We start from the raw sequence: 20136 nt of genomic DNA, 5'->3' as shown, positions 1-20136 counted from the left end.
GTCGACCGGATAGTCCGGTCGAACCACCGGGAGACCGGTTGGAGGACCGCAGGCGAGGCAGGCGCAGGGGGAGGGGGAGCGATGGCCGGCTGGAACAACCCGGCGATGCCGTGGCACGAGCTCGAGGGCATCCTCAGCGACCGCGACGTCGGCGCGGGCAAGACCGCGCGCGCCGACGAGCTCGACGAGGCACGGCGCCCGCGCATCCGCGTGCCGAGCGCCACGACGCCCTACGCCGAGCTGCACGCGCACTCGCACTACTCCTTCCTCGACGGAGCCTCGAGCCCGGCAGAGCTCGTGAACGAGGCGCGCAGGCTCGGCCTCGAGGCGCTCGCGCTCGTCGACCACGACGGGCTCTACGGGGCGGTGCGCTTCGCCGAGGCCGCCGCAGAGGCGCAGCTGCCCACCGTCTTCGGCACCGAGTTCTCGCTCGGCCTCGAGACCCCGCAGCACGGCATCCCCGACCCCGACGGCAGCCACCTCGTCGCGCTGGCGACCGGCCCGACGGGCTACTCGGCGCTCGCCTCGGCGCTCACCGACGGCTACCTCACGACCGACAGCCGCGGTCGGCCGGGCGAGAAGGGGCGGCCCATCTTCGAGCTCGAGCGGCTCGCCGAGACCGCGGGCGGCGAGTGGATGATCCTCTCGGGCTGCCGCAAGGGCATCGTGCGCCAGGCGCTCGACCGCTTCGGCGCCGACGCGGAGGGAGCGGATGCCGCAGGGCACGAGCTCGACCGCCTCGCGTCGCTCTTCGGCCGGGATCGCGTCGTGGTCGAGCTGAGCGACATCGGCGACCCGCGCGACCACGAGCGCAACCGGGTGCTCGCCGACCTCGCCGAGCGTCGCGGGCTGCCGATGATCGCGACCACCAACGCCCACATCGCGAGCCCCGCCCGGCAGCAGCTCGGCGATGCGGTCGCAGCGGTGCGCGCACGCCGCTCGATCGACGAGCTCGATGCCTGGCTGCCCGCCGGGGGCGTGCCGTCGCTGCGCTCTGGCGCCGTCATGGCGCGTCGCTTCCGCGCGTTCCCGGGCGCCGTCGACGCGGCCGCGGCGCTCGGTCGTGACCTCGCCTTCGACCTGCGCGCCGCATCCCCCTCCCTGCCGAAGACCGAGGTGCCGGCGGGGCACTCGCCCATGAGCTGGCTGCGGGCGCTCGTCGACGAGCGGCTGCCGCGGGTCTACGACACCGGCGCCGACGGCATGCCCCGCCCCTCGGTGCGGGCGCGGCTCGACCACGAGCTGCGCCTCATCGACGAGAAGGGCTTCGCCGGCTACTTCCTCATCGTGTTCGAGATCGCCGAGTTCGCCCACAGCCGCGGCATCCTCTGCCAGGGCCGCGGCTCGGCCGTCGCGAGCGCCGTCTGCTTCATCCTCGGCATCACCGCCGTCGACCCCATCCGCTACGACCTGCCCTTCGAGCGCTTCATCTCGATGATGCGCACCGAGGAGCCCGACATCGACATCGACTTCGACGCCGACCGGCGCGAAGAGGTGATCCAGCACGTCTACGAGCGCTACGGCCGCCGCAACGCCGCGCAGGTCGCCAACGTCATCACCTACCGCCCGAAGTCGGCGGTGCGCGACGCGGCGAAGGCGCTCGGCTATGCCGTCGGCCAGCAGAACGCCTGGTCGAAGTCGGTCGAGTCCTACTCGCGCATCGACGAGGACAGCGGCATCCCCGAGCCGGTCGCGCTGCTCGCCGGGGAGTTCCTGCACGCTCCGCGCCACCTCGGCATCCACTCCGGCGGCATGGTGCTGACCGAGCAGCCCGTCGGCACGGTCTGCCCCATCGAGCCCGCCCGCATGGAGCACCGCACCGTGCTGCAGTGGGACAAGGACGACTGCGAGTGGATGGGCCTCGTGAAGTTCGACCTGCTGGGCCTGGGCATGCTCGGCGCCATGTCGCACACCCTCGCGCTCGCGCGCGAGCACCTCGGTGAGGAGTGGTCGATCGGATCGATCCCCGCAGAGGAGGCGGGGGTCTACGACATGCTGTGCGAGGCGGATGCGGTGGGCGTCTTCCAGGTCGAGTCGCGCGCGCAGATGGCGACCCTCCCGCGGCTCAAGCCGCGCAGCTTCTACGACCTCGTGATCGAGATCGCGCTCATCCGCCCCGGTCCCATCCAAGGCGGAGCGGTGCATCCCTACATCCGGCGCCGCACCGGTGCCGAGCCGGTGACCTATCCCCACCCGCTGCTCGTGCCGGTGCTCGAGCGCACCCTCGGGGTGCCGCTGTTCCAGGAGCAGCTGATGCAGATGTCGGTCGCGGTCGGCGGCTTCGATGCCGGCGAGGCCGACCAGCTGCGCCGCGCGATCGGCTCGAAGCGCTCGCGGGAGCGCATCGAGGCGCTCAAGGTGAAGCTCTTCGCCGGCATGGCCGCGAACGGGGTGGATGCCGAGACGGCCGAGTCGATCTATCGCAAGATCGAGGCGTTCGCGGGCTTCGGGTTCGCCGAGTCGCACTCGCTCGCGTTCGGCAAGCTCGTCTACTCCTCGTCGTGGCTGAAGCTGCACTACCCGGCGGCGTTCCTCGCGGGGCTGCTGCGCAGCCAGCCGATGGGCTTCTGGTCGCCGCAGACGCTCGTGAAGGATGCGTCGCGGCACGGGGTGGAGACGCTCCGCCCCGACGTGGTGCGCTCGGGCACCGTCGCCGGCCTCGAGCGGCACGGCGAGCGCCGGCCAGGGCTCGACGCGTGCCTCGAGCGCGAGCAGCCGCCCGTGCCGAAGGTCGCGACCGAGACGCTCGCCATGCGCGACCGGCATCGGCGCGACGCGGGCTTCGCCGTGCGGATGGGGCTGGCGAGCGTGGCGGGCGTGGGGGAGGCTGCCGCCGAGCGCATCGTCGCCGCACGCGCGGCGGCACCGCTGCGCGACATCCACGACCTCGCGCGCCGCGCCGACCTCGACCGCGGCGAGCTCGAGGCGCTCGCGACCGCCGGTGCGCTCGACGGACTGGGCGTCAGCCGCCGGGAGGGGCTGTGGCTCGCGGGCCCCGCCTCGGCCGAGCGCGAGGATCAGCTCGAGGGCTCGCAGCTCGTCATCCAGCCGCCGCTGCTGCCGATGCTCTCGGCCGCGGAGCAGGTGGCGCTCGACATCTGGTCGACGGGCGTCGCGACCGACGACCACCCGGTGCGGCACGCACGGGCGATGCTCGACGCGCGCGGCGTGCTGCCGATCGCCGCGCTCGCCGAGGTCGAGCCGGGCAGGCGCGTGCAGGCGGCGGGCGTCGTCACCCACCGGCAGCGGCCCAGCACGGCGCAGGGCGTCACCTTCATGAACCTGGAGGACGAGTCGGGCATGCTCAACGTGATCGTCTCGAAGGGGCTGTGGGCGCACGCGCGGCAGGTCGCGCGGCACGCGCCCGCGCTCATCGTGCGGGGCATGCTGCAGCGCACGCCCGAGGGGGTCATCGCGCTGCTCGCCGACCGGCTCGATCGCTTCGAGGTGCCGAGCCCGAGGTCGCGGGACTTCCGGTAGGCGGGGCTCCGACGCGCGCAGGCGCTCACCGTGTCGGAGCGCTCGCCTGCTGCGCCACCGATAGCCTGCGGTGCTGCATCGTCGCAGCGACGGCACATCGAAGGCGAGCCCATGTTCTCGAGCACGGTCACCCAGCACTGGCTGCCGCTGTCGGCGGATGCCGCACACGCCTCGAGCGGCGAGCTCGACGTGGTCGTCGACGAGACCCTGCCGCAGCACCGGCGGCTGTCGGTGCTCGAGCCCACCGGCCGTGCCGGCATCGTCTCGGCCTCGCCTGCGATCGCGCACGAGCTCGGCCTCGAGCACGGCGCCACCGTCGGGTCGTCGCAGCTCGAGGCCGCGCTGCAGCGGGCAGGCCTCTCGCTGCACGGCGCCGACGCGCTCCTCTACCTGCCCGCCGAGGGGCACGAGCTGCTCGTGCAGGCATCCGCGCCGTCGCACGTGCGCCAGCTCACCGACGCCGACGCGACGGCGTTCGCGGCGTTCGAGCAGGAAGCCCCCGCGGGCGACCTCGACGACGCCTTCGTCGAGCTGGATCACTGGCTCGTGTTCGGCGCCTTCGTCGAGGGGGAGCTCGCCTGTGCCGCCAGCATGTACCCGTGGGCCGGGACGGCGCTCGCCGACCTGGGCGTGCTCACGCTGCCGCGCTTCCAGCGTCGCGGGCTCGCCCGGCAGGCAGTGCGGGCGATGAGCGCGCACGCGCTCTCGCTCGGCTACGAGCCGCAGTACCGCTGCCAGCTCGACAACCTCGCCTCCATCGCGCTCGCGCGCGCAGCGGGGTTCGCAGCCTTCGGCACGTGGGACGTCGTCGCCGACCCCGACGAGGACGAGGCCTCCGGCACCCGATGACGGGCAGCGCCGGAGGCGCTCACCGCAGCGCCCCTCCCGCGCGCCACACCCCGGCGACCTCCAGGCGGGCGTCGAGCGCCACGAGGTCGGCCCGCGCACCTGCCCGGATGCGGCCGAGGTCGTCGCGACCCACGGCATCCGCCGGCACCCGGGTCGCCGCGTCGACGGCGACCTCGAGCGGCACACCGGCAGCGACGAGCACCCGGATCGCGCGATCGGGGGTGAGCGTCGAGCCCGCGATCGCACCGCTGCCCGACAGGCGCGGCAGGCCGCCCTCGACGCGCACGTCGAGCGCGCCGATGCGGTAGTCGCCGTCGGGCATGCCCGCGGCGGCCATCGCGTCGGTGACGAGCGCGACGCGCCCCGGCGCCGAGCGCAGCAGCAGCGCGAGCATCTCGGGCGCGACGTGATGGCCGTCGGCGATCGCCTCGAGCGTCACGCGCTCGTCGAGGAGCGCGGCCGTGAGCGGCCCGGGCGCGCGGTGGTGCATCGGCGGCATGGCGTTGCAGGCGTGCGTGAGGAGCGTCGCGCCGGCATCGAAGGCGGCGCGGGCCGTGGCCGCGTCGGCGCCGGTGTGGCCGACGGCGACGCGCGCGCCGGCGTCGGCGAAGCTGCCGATCGCGTCGAGCGCTCCCGGCAGCTCCGGCGCGATGGTGACCTGGAGGATGCGGCCCGCACCGGCGTCGAGCAGCCGCTCGACCGCATCGGGCGTCGGTGCGCGCAGCGCCGCGGGATCGTGGGCTCCGCGGTGGCTGTCGGCGAGGAAGGGGCCTTCGAGGTGGATGCCGAGCAGCGACGGGTCGGCTGCGCAGCGCTGCGCGGCCGCGGCGACGCGCGGCAGCAGATCGTCGAGCGGCGCCGTCACGAGCGAGACCGCGCGGCTGGTGCTGCCGTGCGCACCGTGGAAGCCGTCGATCGCCTCCCAGTCGGGCGCCGCGTCGTCGAACGCCGAGCCGGCGCCGCCGTGGCAGTGCAGGTCGACGAAGCCCGGCACGAGCGTGACGCCGCGCAGCTCCAGGTCAGGTGTGCGCGGCGGCGCGCCCTGGCCGACCGCGGCGATGACGCCGTCCGCGGTCTCGACCCACGCATCCGGCAGCAGCACGCCGTCGGCGAGAGCCCGGTCCACCGTCAGCAGCATGCGCTCCGTCACGACCCCAGCCTACGTCGCCGGACGCGGGAGGGCCCGGCGCGAGCGATGCTCGCACCGGGCCCTCCCGCAGCAGCGGCGACTCGGCCGCAGCTCGCCTCAGCAGCCGGTGCGCCAGGCGTCCGGCTGCAGCGACGGCGGGCCGCCGATGTTGTGGACGCGCACCGGGGCGAGCGCTGCGATCTGCTCCTCGACCGTCAGCAGCACGCAGTTGCGCACCGCCAGCAGCACCGGAGCGCCGTGCGCACCCGCGACCATCGAGGCCGAGAGCGCGTCGGGGAACCCGAGCCCCGTCGCGACCGCGATCGCCTGCTCCTCGGCGGGTTCGATGAAGGCGTCGACCAGCATCGCGTTCGTCGCGTAGCGGTCGGAGCCGGCGATGCGCGTCACCGTCCCGACAGCATCCCGGTAGGTGCGCAGCGCCGCATCGGAGACCGAGGGTTGGCCGCCGAGCACGATCGCCGACTCGACGCCGAGCGATCCGAGCGCCGAGACCGTCGCCGCGTCGGCGCGGTCCCGAGGCGTCAGCAGCACCGGCACGTCGCCGAGCACCGCGGCCGTGCCGCTGGCGGAGACGGCGTCGGCGAACACCTGGCCGCTGGCGACGAAGGCGGTGGTCGCGTCACCGAAGTAGCGCTCTGCGAGCCTCGCTGCCGTCTCGTAGCGGTTGATGCCCGCGATGCGCTCGACGGTCGCGCCGGGCACGACCTCGAGCACCTGCGCCACGACGGCGGGCGAGATCGACGGGGTGCCGCCGATGATCGTCACGGTCGAGGGCTGCAGCCGCTCGAGCTCCTCCGCGGTGGCAGGAGGCAGCACCGAGGCGCGCGTCAGCAGCAGGCTCGCGTCGACGCTCGCCGCCGCGGGGCCTGCGGCCAGCGCGTCCGGGAACAGCTCCCCGGAGGCCAGCAGCACGTCGGTGCCCGGCTCGAAGGTGGCGCGCGAGGTCTCCGCGTTCGTCTCGAAGCGGTTTGCTCCCGCGAAGGTCTCGACCACCGTCTCGGTCGGCGGGGCGGCCTCGAGCGCGAGCCCGACCACGACGGCGTCGTGGTCGCTCGAGCGGTACGGGTCGGGTGCGAAGAGCGCGTCCTGCGCGTCGGCCTTGAACGCCATCGTGTAGTCGATCAGGCTCGGCTCGTCGGCGTTCGCGTGCCACGCGGCGGCGCCGACGACGTGCGGCTGCAGCGCCTGATCGGCCATGCCGTAGTCGAGGTAGCCGAGCTGGCCGTCGAACACGTAGGTGTACGCCTCCTCGCCCTGGAACCGCTCGAGCAGGTCGCTCCAGCCTGCCGCCTCGAGGGTGGTGATCGGATCCTCGTGGTCGTAGGAGTTCAGGTCGCCGATGATGAGGGAGCCGTCGGCCTCGACTCCGGTGGGGTCGCTCGCCATCCAGTCGGCGAGCGCAGCCGCCGCATCCGTGCGCACCTCGTTGCAGTTGCCCTGCTCGGGGGTGCCGGTGTCGCCCTCGCACGCCGAGCCCTTGGACTTCAGGTGGTTGACGGCGACGGTGATGACGCGCTCGCTCGCGGTGTCGACGAACGACTGCGCGATCGCGGGCCGGTTGGCCGAGGTGTCGAAGCGCGCGTCGACGGTCTCGTCGAGCACGGCGTGCTCGCCCTCGGGGGTGACGAGGGCGGGCTGGTAGAGCAGTGCCGTCGTGATCTCGTCGGTGCCGACGGTGCCCGTGTCGATGCCCGCCCAGCGGGCCGAGCCGTCGTCGTTCGGACCGGCGGCCTCGTTGAGCGCGGCCACGAGGGTGTCGAGCGCCTCGCCGTCGTTGTTCTCGATCTCGTTGACGCCGATGATCGCCGAGTCGAGCTCGGTGAGCGCCGCGACGATCTTCGCCTCCTGGCGCGCGAGCTCCTCCGCCGTCTGCGCGCCGCGGCTGCCGAGCGTCGTGAAGTAGTTGAGCACGTTGAACGCCGTCACCTCGAGGGTGGCGCCCTCGATCTCGGGCGCCGGCTCGCGGGAGTTGACGGCGGTGAAGGTGCCGGCCTCCGTGGGCTGGATGCGCCACAGGTCGAAGCGGTAGTCGAGCACGCCCGTGATGCCCGTGATCAGGTCGCCCCCGCGGAAGCTGTTCTCGAGGGTGAACTCCTGGAGGTTGCCGGGGTGGATGGCCGGGTCGGCGTTCTGCGCGGTGCGGCTGTCGTCGATGGTGATGCGGTTCGCCGCGTTGGCCTCCCGGATCGCCGCTGCCTCGGGGGATCCCGGCGCTGCGACGGCGGTCGGCTGCATCTGGCGCTCGGTGCCCACCACGACTTCGCCGTATCGGCCGTAGTTGAAGTACTCGATGATCGCGAGGTCCTGCGGCAGCGTGACGAGCATGCTCTCGAAGCGCTCGTGGTCGTCGATGGGCAGCTCGAGCTCCGTCGCGGTCGGCATCTCGCCCTCGCCGCAGTCGAGCACGGTGGCGCCGGAGACCTGCGTCATGCCGAAGCTCTCGCCGGCGACGCCGCTGACGGTCACGGCGTCGCCCTCGGCGACCTCCGCTGCGCCGGGTGCGGAGACGAAGATGCCATCGCTCGTCGCGGCATCGCCGTCGCCCGCGTCCTGCAGCGTGAAGCCGTCGAAGCCGCCTGCTTGCCAGTCGCCGACGACCGTGCCGCGCACGACGACGGTCTGACCGGCGAGCGGCGACGCGTCACCGCTGCCCTGCACGGCGCCGATCGCGATGGTGTCGGACTCGCACGACAGATCGGCGGGCGGCTCCTGCGCCTCGGCGACCTCGTTCGCAGCGCCCGGGGTGTTCCAGGCCTGGCCCGGCGCGGGCGGCCCGGCGAAGCCCTCGAACCCTGCCTTGTCGTAGTCGTTGCGCACCCAGTCGCCGGCCGAGTCGGTGTCGGTGCCGCTCGGGATCCGGCTCGCGCCGCCGACGGTGAACTCGCCGCCGTCGAAGTCAGGGGTGAGCTGCGTGCCCCAGCCGAGATCGCCAGCGTCTCCGTCGAGCACCGAGACCGCGTCGACGACGGTGAACCCGACCCCCGCATCGATCGTGCCGTCGAGGTCCGCGTCGATCTGCGTGCCGACCGCGGCCGAGCCCTCGACGAGCAGGATCGTGATCGATCCGTTCTGGATGCCGTTCGCCGGGTAGTCGACGACGCCGAGCCCTGCCTCGTCGAGCACGGGCGCGGCATGCGACTGCAGCACCTCGCCCACCTCGGCGTGCGGGTTGTCGCCCTTGACGACGAGCAGCGAGTGGCCGCTCAGGTCCGTGCCCGGTGCAGCGTGCACCTCGACGAACTCGAAGCCGCCGTCGAGCCCGGTGACGTTCGCCGAGAACTCGTTGATGACCGGATGGTCGGCCGCCATCGCCGGCGTCGCGACCAGGCCGGTGAGGGCCAGGGATGCGACGGTGGCGGTGCCGAGCATGGTGCGTGCGCGCATGGATCCACTCCGTTGAGGTGCAGGGACACTGCCGACGGTAGTGAAGGACACCCACGGCGCGCCCGGGACCTCAGTTGAACATCAGGTGTCCAACGGCGCAAGGGTCGCGACCCCGCGACGCGCTCGGCGCCCTCCGGCCCGGAGCGGCTCAGGCGGCAGCACGGCTCAGGGCCAGGACGGCTCAGCGGAAGATGATGGTGCGCTGCCCGTCGAGCAGCACGCGATCCTCGGCGAACCACTGCACCGCGCGCGAGAGCGTGCGCGACTCCTCGTCCTGCCCGATCGCGACGAGCTGCGAGGGGGAGTGCGCGTGGTCGACGCGCACGACGTTCTGCTCGATGATCGGGCCCTCGTCGAGGTCGCTCGTCACGAAGTGGGCGGTGGCGCCGATGAGCTTGACGCCGCGCGCGTGCGCCTGCCGGTAGGGGTTCGCGCCCTTGAAGCCCGGCAGGAAGGAGTGGTGGATGTTGATGAGCCGCCCGGCCAGCGCCTCGCAGAGCGCGGGGGAGAGGATCTGCATGTAGCGGGCGAGCACGACGAGCTCGATGCCCTCCTCCTCGACGACCTCGAGGATGCGGCGCTCGAACGCGGCCTTCGACTCGGCGTCGACCACCGGCGCGTGCTCGAAGGGCACGTCGTAGAAGGCGGCGAGCGAGCCGAGCTCCGGATGGTTCGACATGACGAGCGGGATGTCGACGGAGAGCTGACCGGCGCGCTGCCGGAAGAGCATGTCGTTGAGGCAGTGCGCCGCCTTCGACACCAGCACGAGGGTCTTGAGCGGCCGGCCGACGTCGTCGAGCTGCCACTGCATGCCGTAGCGCTCGACGATCGGCTCGAGCCTCGACTCGAAGTCGGCCCGCTCGGCGTCGGCCTCGACCTGCAGCCGCATGAAGAAGCGGTCGGTGTCCGCCGAGGAGAACTGCTGCGACTCGGTGATGTTGCCGCCGCTGGCGACGATCGCGCCGGAGATGGCGTGCACGATGCCCGGCCGGTCCTCGCAGACGAACGACAGGATCCAGTGGTTGCTCACCCGGTCGAGTCTAGGAGGGAGCGGGCGACGAAGAGCGCCAGCACTAGGCTTGCGCCGCACCATGTCAGCCTCCACCGCACCCCACGCATCCGCCGCCCGGTCCTTCCCGATGGCGCCGCTGCTCGTGCTCGCGCTCGCCATCTTCACGAACATCTCGGTCGAGATGCTGCCGATGGGGCTGCTGCTGCCGATGAGCCGCGAGCTGGTCGTGAGCCAGAGCGCCATCGGCCTGCTGGTGACGATCTTCGCCTTCACCGTCGTCGCCTCCTCGACCACGCTCATCCGCCTCACCCGCAGGGTGCCGAGGCACCTGCTCGTCATCACCGTGCTCGCGATCTTCGCGATCAGCTGCTTCGGCTCGGCGCTCGCGCCCACCTATGCGTGGATGGTCGCGTTCCGAGTGCTCGGCGGCCTCGCGCACGGGGTGTTCTGGACGGTGGTCGGCGCCTACGCCGCCTACCTCGTCGAACCGCGCCAGCTGGCGCGCGCCGTGGCCATCACGTCGGCAGGCGGCTCCTTCGCCTACGTGCTCGGGCTGCCGCTGGCGACGCTGCTCGGCCAGCTGATCGGGTGGCGCTGGTCGTTCGCGCTCTTCGGTGCCGTCTGCATCGTGGTCGCCGTCGCCGTGTGGCGCATGCTGCCGCCCGTCGATCACCTGCGCGATCAGGCGACCACCTCGACCGGATCGATCGCGCTGCCGAGCGCAGAGCCGGGGAAGAGCCTGCGCGGCGTGGCGCTCGCGATCATCTCGACGACGCTCGTGATGCTCGGGCACTACGCGCTCTACACGTACATCTCGCCGTTCCTGGTGCAGCACGCGGGGGTGCCGGAGTCGTGGCTGTCGGGTGCGCTGCTCGGCTACGGCATCGTCGGCATCGCCGCCGTCGTGTCCATCGCGCTGTGGCTCGGGCGGCGCCCCACCGCCTCGACGCTGGCGATGATGGTCGCCGGCATCGCCGCGATGGTGACGCTGGGCCTGTCGCAGCTGGCGATCATCACGATCGTCGCTGTCATGGTGTGGGCCTTCGCGCTCGGCGCGCTGCCGGCGCTGCTGCAGACCCGCCAGCTGCAGGCGACGCCCGAGCGGCTGCTGCAGCAGGCGACGGCCTGGTACACCACCGGCTTCAACGTCGGCATCGGCGCGGGCGCGCTGCTCGGCGCGCTGATCCTCGACTCGGTCGGCGTGGCGCTCCTGCCGTGGGCGCTCTGCGCCGGGCTCGTCGTGGCGCTCGTGCTGGTCGCGGCCGACGCGCTGCTGCACCGCCGCGACCTCGCGCGCCGCTGACGCGGGGCGCCCGCGAGGGCCGTGCGGCGGAGCCGGCAGCCTCACCGAGCGGCTGCGCCGGCGGATCGATCCGGCTCGCGACGGGCGCGAGGGCGATCAGACCGTCTCGGGCCGCTTCTGCCGGAACATCCGCGCGGGCTTGTCCTCGCCGTCCCACACCTGCACGATGCCCCACGCGACCGCGGCGATCGGCACCGAGAGCACGGCCCCGACCACGCCGCCGAGCACCGTGCCGACGGTGAGGGCGATGAGCACGACGAGGGCGTGCAGCTTGAGCGAGCGCCCCATCACGACCGGCTGCAGGAAGTTGCCCTCGAGCTGGTTGACGACGATCACGGCGCCCAGCACGATCAGGGCCGTCACGAGGTCGCCGGTGGAGACCAGCGCGACGAGCGTGGCGAGCGCGCCCGCCAGGGTCGCGCCGACGAGGGGGATGAACGCCAGCAGGAAGACGAGCACGGCCAGCGGCAGCGCCAGCGGGATCTGCAGGATCCAGAGCACCACGCCGATGCCGAGGGCATCGACGAACGCCACGGTCGCCGTGCCGCGCACGTAGCCGCCGAGGGTGTCGACGGTGCGGCCGCCGATGCGCTCCGCGCGGGCGTAGGACTCGCCCTCGAAGGGCCGCAGCAGGAACTCCCAGATGCGCGGGCCGTCCTTCAGGAAGAAGAAGAGCACGACGATCATGAGCACGAGCCCGGTGGCGAAGCTCGCGGCCGCGCTCACGCCCGCGAGCGCGCCGGAGCCGAACTGCGCGCTCGTGGCGAAGTCGATGATGCCGTCACGGGCCTCGGTGATCTGCTCGTCGGTGGGCGCGAAGGGCAGCGTCGACACCCACTCGAGCACCTGGTCGAAGCCCTCCTGCGCCTGCTCGGCGAGCTCGCCGAACTGATCCCGGACGGCGTTGACGATGAGCCAGATGACGCCGCCGAGCACCACGACGATCGCGAGCAGCGCGATGACGGTCGCGAGCAGCGACGGCAGGCCCTTGCGGCGCAGCCACCGCATGACGGGGGAGAAGGCCGAGGCGAGGATGAGCGCGAGCACGACGGGGATGATCACGAGCGACAGCCGCGTCATCGCGAAGATCGCTCCAGCCACCACGATCAGCACCAGGATGATCTGGAGGGAGCGGGTCGCGAGCCGGCCGAACGAGTCGGCCCACAGCGACCACGGGGCGCGGACGGGCCGCTCTGCGACGGCGGTCGGCTGCTTCGGTGCGAACAGGCGCATGGGTGTCCTCCTGGTGTGCTCGGTCAACGCTAGCGAGGCTCCGCTGAGAGGCGAGCGCCGGGCGGCAACGACAGGGTCGGCACGGCGCCGCGCAGCGCCTCCCGCACCGCGGTGATCGCGGGAGAGCCGCTGGAGGCAGATCGGGCGGCGGTGAAGACCTCGCGCCGCGGCGCCCCCGGCAGCGGCAGGGCGCGAAACCGCACCGCGGTGCCCACCCAGGTGAGGTCGTTCATGATGCCGACGGCGTGGCCGGTCTCGATCAGTCGCATCTGCGCCTGGAGGTCGGCGGTCGCGAAGCGCACGTCGGGCTCGAAGCCGGCCAGCCGGCACTGCTGCTCGCCGAAGTGCCGCGAGGCTGCGCCCTGCGGCTCCATCACCCAGGGGTGGGCGGATGCGGCGGTGAGCGAGTCGATCGGGCTGTCGGGCGGCACCGCGAGGCGCAGGGCATCGGTCATCAGCACCTCGCGGTCGAGCCCGAGGTGCTGCGGCGCCGCATGCCCGGGGTACTGCTCGGCGACGACGAGGTCGAAGTCGCCGACGTGCGTGTCGTAGAGCGCGGTCTCGGGCTCGCGCTGCACCATCTCGATCCGCACCTCCGGCGCCGCCGTCGCGAGGATCCGCAGCATGCCGGGCACGAGCGAGAGGGCCGCCGACTGGAAGACGGCGACGCGCACGGTGCCGATCGGGCGGCCGAGCGAGGCGGCGACGGCGCGCTCAGCGGTCTCGAGCTGGGCGAGGATGCCCTCGGCGTGCTGGGCGAGCAGCTCGCCCTGCGGCGTGAGGGCGAGGCGCCGGCCCTGCTTCCGGGTCAGCGGCACGCCGACCTCGCGCTCGAGCGCCGAGAGCTGCTGCGAGACGGCGCTCGGCGCGTAGGCCAGCGCGGTGGCGACCGCGGCGATCGTGCCGCGCAGGCGCAGCTCGCGCAGCAGCCTGAGCCGTCGGATGTCGAGCACGGGGCGCTCCTCGGAAGCATCGTCGATCACGACGAATACCCGTCGCCAACCGTCACTGTACCTGAATGGTCATTGGGTGCAGACTGGCGCTGCGCGCACCGTCGTGCGCAGCTCCACCCCCGCACGAAAGGGCAGCAGCATGGGCGCAGCCGCCACCCCGAAGCACGCCGAGACCACCGGCACCGAGCACGTCGTGGAGGCGGCGGAGCTCGCCGAGCTGCGGGCGCTCGCGCCGCAGATCGTCGAGCAGGTGCGCACCTGGCTCGAGCAGGCGGAGCAGATCCCCTCCGACTCCAGCGCCGAGCAGCTCGCCGGCGTGCTGCGCGACCCCAAGGGCCTCGACTTCGCCGTCGCCTTCGTCGACGGCGTCGTGCGCCCCGAGGACGTCCACGTCGCAGCGCGCACGCTCCGCGAGATCGCCGGCGACGCACCCTCGTTCCTCCCCTGGCCGATGCGCCAGGCGCTCAAGCTCGGCGGCGGCGTCGCCCCGCTCGCCCCGCAGGTCGTCGTGCCCATCGCGCGCCGCGTGCTGCGCGAGATGGTCGGCCACCTCATCATCGACGCGACCGACGCGCGCCTGGGCGCGGCGATCAAGCGCATCCGCGCCACCGGCGCCCGCCTGAACGTCAACCTGCTCGGCGAGGCCGTGCTCGGCGATCGCGAGGCGAAGCGCCGCCTCGAGGGCACCATGGACCTCATCGAGCGCGACGACGTCGACTACGTCTCGATCAAGGTCTCGGCGACCACCGCGCCGCACCAGGCATGGGGCTTCGACGCCGCCGTCGAGCACGTGATCGAGCGCCTGCTGCCGCTCTACCGCCGCGCCGCCGAGACGCAGACCTTCATCAACCTCGACATGGAGGAGTACAAGGACCTGGAGATGACCATGGCGGTCTTCACCCGGATCCTGGAGACGCCGGGCCTCGAGCAGTACCGCGGCGGCATCGTGCTGCAGGCCTACCTGCCCGACGCGCTGCCCGCGATGCAGCGCCTGCAGACCTGGGCCGCCGAGCGTCGCGCGAGGGGCGGGGCGGGCGTCAAGGTGCGCCTCGTCAAGGGCGCCAACCTGCCGATGGAGCGCGTCGAGGCATCGATCCACGACTGGCCGCTCGCCACCTGGCACACCAAGCAGGACAGCGACACGCACTACAAGCGCGTGCTCGCCTGGTCGCTCACGCCCGAGCGCATGGACAACGTCGAGCTCGGCGTCGCCGGCCACAACCTCTTCGACGTCGCCTTCGCGTGGCTGCTCGCCAAGCAGCGCGGCATCAGCGCCGGGCTCGAGTTCGAGATGCTGCTCGGCATGGCGCAGGGCCAGGCCGAGGTCGTGCGCCGCGACGTCGGCGGCCTGCTGCTCTACACGCCGGTCGTGCACCCGGCGGAGTTCGACGTGGCGATCGCCTACCTGATCCGTCGCCTCGAGGAGGGGGCGAGCCGCGAGAACTTCATGTCGGCCGTCTTCGAGCTCGCGAACGACCGCGGCCTCTTCGACCGCGAGCGCGACCGCTTCCTCGCCTCGCTCGACGCGCTCGCCGCCGCGGCGCCCGGCACGCACCGCGTGCAGGACCGCACGCAGGCGCCGGCGCCGGCAGCGACCGACGCGTTCCACAACGCGCCCGACACCGACCCCTCGCTGCCCGCCAACCAGGCCTGGGCCGCCGGCATCCGCGAGCGCGCGCAGGGCTCGACCCTCGGCGCCGACGCCGTCGCCGCAGCGACCCTGCGCGACGCGGCAGCGCTCGATGCCGTGATCGAGACCGGCATCGCCGCGAACGACGTGTGGCGCTCGCTCTCGGGCGATGAGCGCGCCGAGATCCTGCACCGCGTCGGCCACGAGCTCGAGGTGCGCCGCGCCGAGCTCATGGAGGTCGCGGCCTCCGAGGCGGGCAAGACGCTCGACCAGTCCGACCCCGAGGTCTCCGAGGCGATCGACTTCGCCCACTACTACGCCGAGCGCGCGCGCGACCTCGACCGGATCGACGGCGCCACCGCGGTGCCGTCGCGCCTGATCGTCGTGACGCCGCCGTGGAACTTCCCGATCGCGATCCCGGCGGGCTCGACCCTCGCGGCGCTCGCGAGCGGCGCGTCCGTCATCATCAAGCCCGCCCGCGCCACCGCGCGCACCGGCGCCACGATGGTCGAGGCGCTCTGGGCGGCCGGCGTGCCGAAGGATGTGCTGCAGCTCGTGCAGCTCGGCGAGCGCTCGCTCGGCGACCAGCTCGTCGGCGACGAGCGCGTCGACCGCGTGATCCTCACCGGCGGCTTCGAGACCGCGCAGGCGTTCCGGCGCATCCGCCCCGACCTCAGCCTGCTGGCCGAGACGAGCGGCAAGAACGCCATCATCGTGACCCCCTCGGCCGACTTCGACCTCGCGGCGAAGGACATCGTCTCGAGCGCCTTCGGTCACGCTGGCCAGAAGTGCTCGGCGGCCTCGCTCGTGATCCTGGTCGGGCAGGCCGGCCGCTCGAAGCGCCTGCACAACCAGATCGTCGACGGCGTGCGCTCGCTCGAGGTCGGCTACCCGTGGGAGGCGACGAGCCAGATGGGCCCGATCGTCGCGCCCGCCGAGGGCAAGCTGCTCGACGGGCTGACGACGCTCGGCGAGGGCGAGTCGTGGATCGTCGAGCCGAAGCAGCTCGACGACGAGGGCAAGCTGTGGACCCCGGGCCTGCGCGCCGGCGTGCAGCGCGGCAGCGAGTACCACCTGACGGAGTACTTCGGCCCGATCCTCGGCATCATGCGGGTGGAGACGCTCGAGGAGGCGATCGCGATCGTCAACGAGGTCGACTACGGCCTCACCTCCGGCATCCACTCGCTGAACCCGGCGGAGATCGGCCAGTGGCTCGACACCATCGAGGCCGGCAACCTCTACGTCAACCGCGGCATCACCGGCGCGATCGTGCAGCGCCAGCCCTTCGGCGGCTGGAAGCGCTCGGTCGTCGGCCCGACCACGAAGGCCGGCGGCCCGAGCTACCTCATGCCGCTCGTCGAGTGGGTGAGCGGCGAGGCGGCGCAGCTCGCGCCGATCGAGCTGCTCTCGGTGCAGACGGTCGTCGACGCCGTCGAGTCGCTGGCGAAGTCGTCGGATCCCTCGGTGACGGTCGGGGAGGCCGCGGCGCTGTGGCGCGCGGCAGGCTCCGACCAGCAGGTCTGGGCCACCGACCTGGGCGTGGCGCGCGACGAGCAGCAGCTGCTGGCCGAGCGCGACATCCTGCGGCACCTGCCGATGCCGGGCGTCACCATCCGCCTCGCGGAGGGCGGCCGCATCGTGCAGCTCGCGCGATCGGTGGTGGCAGCGCTGCGCGCCGGCGCCTCGGTGCGCGTCTCGACGGCGATCGAGCCGGCACCCGCGGTGCGGGCTGCGCTCGCCGCGGCGAACGTGCCCGTCGAGGTGCAGGACGACGCCGCCTTCCGACGCGCTGCTGCGCGCCTGGGCCAGGGCCGCATCCGCTACCTCGCAGCGGAGGACGCGGTCGCCGACGGCGTGCGCGCGCTCGCCGAGGCGGTCGACGGCCGCCCCGACCTCGCGATCGTGTCGCACGCGCTCGTCGAGGCCGGCCGGGTCGAGATGCTGCCGTTCCTGCGCGAGCAGGCGATCGCCATCACGGCGCACCGCTTCGGCACGCCGAACCACCTGACCGACGCGCTGATCTAGCGCCCGCCCGCGTCTCGGACCCCTTCCGCCACGCCAGACCCGGTGCACCCGGTCCGGCGTGGCGGGAGGGGTCCGATGCGCGTCGCGTGCCGGATGCGCGTCGGGCGGGCATGCGGGCGGCAGCGAGCGGGCGGGCCGCACGCCCGCGAGATACGATGGAGGCGGCCGTGACTGGCGCACAGGTGGAGCACCACCGGGGAGCGGCCGATCTCGAGCCGCGCGCCTGGGCGACACCGCCAGCGACGCGCGCGAGCGCATCAGCGAAGGAGCACCCGTGACCGACCGCATGCCCAGCACGTTCAACTCGCCCCTCGCCGAGGTCGATCCCGAGATCGCCGAGGTCCTGCAGCAGGAGCTGAACCGCCAGCGCGACTTCCTCGAGATGATCGCGAGCGAGAACTTCGTGCCCGTCGCGGTGCTCGAATCCGCCGGCAGCGTGCTGACGAACAAGTACGCGGAGGGCTACCCGGGGCGCCGCTACTACGGCGGCTGCGAGTACGTCGACGTCGCCGAGCAGCTCGCGATCGACCGCGCCAAGGCGCTCTTCGGCGCCGAGTTCGCCAACGTGCAGCCCCACTCGGGCGCCACCGCCAACGCCGCCGTGCTGCACGCGATCGTGCGCCCGGGCGACACCGTGCTCGGCCTCTCGCTCGACCACGGCGGCCACCTCACGCACGGCATGAAGATCAACTTCTCCGGCCGGCTCTACGACATCGTCGCCTACGGCGTCGACGCCGAGACGAGCCGCGTCGACATGGAGGAGGTGCGTCGCCTCGCCATCGAGCACACGCCCAAGGTGATCGTCGCCGGTTGGTCGGCCTACCCGCGCCAGCTCGACTTCGCGGCCTTCCGCGCCATCGCCGACGAGGTCGGCGCGCTGCTGTGGGTCGACATGGCCCACTTCGCCGGCCTCGTCGCGGCCGGCGTGCACCCGAACCCCGTGCCGCACGCGCACGTCGTCTCGTCCACCGTGCACAAGACCATCGGCGGCCCCCGCTCCGGCTTCATCCTGACGAACGACGCCGACATCGCGAAGAAGATCAACTCCGGCGTCTTCCCGGGCCAGCAGGGCGGCCCGCTCATGCACGCGATCGCGGCGAAGGCCACCGCCTTCAAGCTCGCCGCCTCCGAGGAGTTCAAGGAGCGCCAGGAGCGCACCCTGCGCGGCGCGCACATCCTTGCCGAGCGCCTCATGCAGCAGGACGTCGCGGATGCGGGCATCACGGTGCGCTCGGGCGGCACCGACGTGCACCTGGTGCTCGTCGACCTGCGCGACGCCGCGATCGACGGCAAGCAGGCCGAGGACCTCCTGCACGAGATCCGCATCACCGTGAACCGCAACGCCGTGCCCAACGACCCGCGGCCTCCGATGGTCACGTCGGGCCTCCGCATCGGCACGCCCGCGCTCGCGACCCGCGGCTTCGGCGACGCCGAGTTCACCGAGGTGGCCGACGTGATCGCGCTCGCGCTGCAGCTGGGCTCCGAGGCGGCCCAGGCCGACCTCGAGCCGCTCCGCGCGCGCGTGGCGGCGCTCGCCGACGCCTTCCCGCTCTACCCGGGCGTCGGCCCCTCTGGGCGCCCCGAGGCGGTGCACGAGCTGGGCTCGTCGGTCGACGGCAGCGGCTCGGCACGATGACGGCGCGCCTGCTCGACGGCAACGCGACCGCGGCGGCCATCAAGCTCGAGCTCAAGGAGCGCGTGGATGCGCTGGGCGGCAAGGGCGTGCGCCCCGGCCTCGGCACGCTGCTCGTGGGCGAGGACCCCGCGAGCCAGTCCTACGTGAAGGGCAAGCACCGCGACTGCGCCGAGGTGGGCATCGAGTCGATCCGCGTCGACCTGCCGGCGAGCGCCTCGTCCGCTGACGTGCGGAAGGCGGTGGAGGATCTCAACTCGGCGCGCGAGGTGACCGGCTACATCATCCAGCTGCCGCTGCCGCCCGGGCACGACGAGCACGCGATGCTCGAGCTGATGGATCCCGACAAGGATGCCGACGGCCTGCACCCGACGAACCTCGGGCGCCTCGTGCTCGGCGTCGACGGGCCGATCGACTCGCCGCTGCCGTGCACGCCGGCGGGCATCGTGCAGATGCTGCGCCGCCACGACATCGCGATCGCCGGCGCGACCGTGGCCGTGGTGGGGCGGGGCCTGACGGTCGGTCGCCCGCTCGGGCTGCTGCTCACGCGCAAGGGCATCGACGCGACCGTCACGCTCTGCCACTCGCGCACGCCCGATCTGGCGGCGCAGGTGCGCGAGGCCGACATCGTCGTGGCGGCGGTCGGCGTGCCGGGGCTGATCACCGCCGACTGGGTGAAGCCGGGCGCGGCCGTGCTGGATGTGGGCATCACGCGCGGGCTCTCGGCGGAGACCGGCAAGGTCAAGCTGCTCGGCGACGTCGATCCGGGCGTGCGAGAGGTCGCCGGCTGGGTCTCGCCCGTGCCGGGCGGCGTCGGCCCGATGACGCGCGTGATGCTGCTGGACAACGTCGTGCAGATGGCGGAGCAGTCGGTGCGGTCGCGCTGACCCTCGGACGCGCTCGGCGCCCTCCGGGCGCGGAGCGCGTCAGGGGAGCAGCTGCTCGCTGAGCCGGCGCGCGCAGCCGCAGGCGCTCATCGCGTCGATGCGTCAGCCGGCGTAGGCGTCGCGCAGCGCGGGGTAGTAGTCGTCCCACGCGGGCATCGGCGTCCCGCCGATCGCGGCGACCAGCCGGTCGAGGTACCACTCCCAGCCGGCTGCGACGTCGGGCAGCATCGTCAGCGGCAGCTCGTGCTGGGTGAAGCGGATCAGCGTGCCGGAGCCGGGCTCGTCGCCGCCATCCACCAGCTCGACCTCGAGGCTCCAGCTGCCTGACTCATCCGTCGTCTGCACCACCAGGTGCTCGGGCGCCGTGCAGTCGAGGATCTCGACGGCGCTCGTCGCGTCGCCCTCCTCGGCGGTCATCGCCAGCACGACCTCGCCCGAGTCGGGATCGCCGACGTAGGTCGCGAACCAGAGCCCCAGCTCCCGGGACTCCGAGAGGAACGGCCACACCGCGATCGCGTCGGCCGTCACCTGCCGCTCCAGCATCAGCTCGCACATCTGGCCGTGCTCGGTGACGCTGCCCGTCCGTTCGATGCCCAT

12 protein-coding genes and 1 riboswitch are annotated in these 20136 nt (G+C 73.0%); of the genes, 6 read left to right on the top strand and 6 right to left on the bottom strand.

Features of this window, described 5'->3' with window-relative positions; genetic code table 11:
• Nucleotides 1-81: 81 nt before the first annotated feature.
• Nucleotides 82-3480 carry an error-prone DNA polymerase gene (locus AA0Z99_RS09075; RefSeq protein ID WP_413316771.1) on the top strand — a complete coding sequence of 1133 codons (3399 nt, stop codon included), beginning with the start codon at nucleotides 82-84 and terminating at the stop codon, nucleotides 3478-3480.
• Between the two features lie 111 nt (nucleotides 3481-3591).
• Nucleotides 3592-4329 (top strand): GNAT family N-acetyltransferase, encoded by a 738-nt coding sequence (locus AA0Z99_RS09070; RefSeq protein WP_413316770.1) that lies wholly within the window; start codon nucleotides 3592-3594, stop codon nucleotides 4327-4329.
• 19 nt (nucleotides 4330-4348) lie between these two features.
• Here the strand turns inward: AA0Z99_RS09070 and AA0Z99_RS09065 are convergent, their stop codons facing one another.
• The 3 genes from AA0Z99_RS09065 to purU all read right to left on the bottom strand — a co-directional run bounded on the left by AA0Z99_RS09065 (nucleotide 4349) and on the right by purU (nucleotide 9893).
• Nucleotides 4349-5479, bottom strand: a complete 1131-nt coding sequence (locus AA0Z99_RS09065) for an N-acetylglucosamine-6-phosphate deacetylase (protein ID WP_413316769.1) — start codon at nucleotides 5477-5479, stop codon at nucleotides 4349-4351.
• A 96-nt stretch (nucleotides 5480-5575) separates the two neighbouring features.
• Nucleotides 5576-8863, bottom strand: a complete 3288-nt coding sequence (locus AA0Z99_RS09060) for an ExeM/NucH family extracellular endonuclease (protein WP_413316768.1) — start codon at nucleotides 8861-8863, stop codon at nucleotides 5576-5578.
• A 181-nt stretch (nucleotides 8864-9044) separates the two neighbouring features.
• Complete coding sequence (gene purU, locus AA0Z99_RS09055) at nucleotides 9045-9893, bottom strand: formyltetrahydrofolate deformylase (protein WP_413316767.1); 849 nt, start codon at nucleotides 9891-9893, stop codon at nucleotides 9045-9047.
• A 61-nt stretch (nucleotides 9894-9954) separates the two neighbouring features.
• Here purU and AA0Z99_RS09050 point away from each other — a divergent pair, with 61 nt between their 5' ends.
• The gene (locus AA0Z99_RS09050) at nucleotides 9955-11178 is read left to right on the top strand and encodes an MFS transporter (protein ID WP_413316766.1); all 1224 of its coding nucleotides are present in this window, start codon (nucleotides 9955-9957) and stop codon (nucleotides 11176-11178) included.
• Between the two features lie 96 nt (nucleotides 11179-11274).
• Here the strand turns inward: AA0Z99_RS09050 and AA0Z99_RS09045 are convergent, their stop codons facing one another.
• Together AA0Z99_RS09045 and AA0Z99_RS09040 are read right to left on the bottom strand one after the other, a co-directional pair.
• Nucleotides 11275-12411, bottom strand: coding sequence for an AI-2E family transporter (locus AA0Z99_RS09045; RefSeq protein ID WP_413316765.1), 1137 nt, complete (start codon nucleotides 12409-12411; stop codon nucleotides 11275-11277).
• 29 nt (nucleotides 12412-12440) lie between these two features.
• The gene (locus tag AA0Z99_RS09040; RefSeq protein ID WP_413316764.1) at nucleotides 12441-13364 is read right to left on the bottom strand and encodes a LysR substrate-binding domain-containing protein; all 924 of its coding nucleotides are present in this window, start codon (nucleotides 13362-13364) and stop codon (nucleotides 12441-12443) included.
• Between the two features lie 139 nt (nucleotides 13365-13503).
• Here AA0Z99_RS09040 and AA0Z99_RS09035 point away from each other — a divergent pair, with 139 nt between their 5' ends.
• The 3 genes from AA0Z99_RS09035 (at nucleotide 13504) to AA0Z99_RS09025 (ending at nucleotide 19539) form a co-directional block, all read left to right on the top strand.
• Nucleotides 13504-17019, top strand: coding sequence for a bifunctional proline dehydrogenase/L-glutamate gamma-semialdehyde dehydrogenase (locus AA0Z99_RS09035; RefSeq protein WP_413316763.1), 3516 nt, complete (start codon nucleotides 13504-13506; stop codon nucleotides 17017-17019).
• 157 nt (nucleotides 17020-17176) lie between these two features.
• Nucleotides 17177-17255: riboswitch (ZMP/ZTP riboswitch) on the top strand.
• A gap of 50 nt (nucleotides 17256-17305) precedes the next feature.
• Nucleotides 17306-18655 carry a serine hydroxymethyltransferase gene (gene glyA / locus AA0Z99_RS09030; protein ID WP_413320823.1) on the top strand — a complete coding sequence of 450 codons (1350 nt, stop codon included), beginning with the start codon at nucleotides 17306-17308 and terminating at the stop codon, nucleotides 18653-18655.
• Nucleotides 18652-19539, top strand: a complete 888-nt coding sequence (locus AA0Z99_RS09025; RefSeq protein WP_413316762.1) for a bifunctional methylenetetrahydrofolate dehydrogenase/methenyltetrahydrofolate cyclohydrolase — start codon at nucleotides 18652-18654, stop codon at nucleotides 19537-19539. The genes glyA and AA0Z99_RS09025 overlap by 4 nt, the downstream gene beginning before the upstream one ends.
• Nucleotides 19540-19641: 102 nt before the next feature.
• Here AA0Z99_RS09025 and AA0Z99_RS09020 read toward each other — a convergent pair whose 3' ends face one another.
• A complete protein-coding gene (locus AA0Z99_RS09020; protein ID WP_413316761.1) occupies nucleotides 19642-20136 on the bottom strand; it encodes an SRPBCC domain-containing protein in 495 nt (164 codons plus the stop codon).

The organism is Agrococcus phoenicis, assembly GCF_047302415.1.
Taxonomy (GTDB): Bacteria; Actinomycetota; Actinomycetes; order Actinomycetales; family Microbacteriaceae; genus Agrococcus.
The sequence above is the reverse complement of the archived record's forward strand: the minus strand, read 5'-3'. Positions and strand labels throughout refer to the sequence as shown.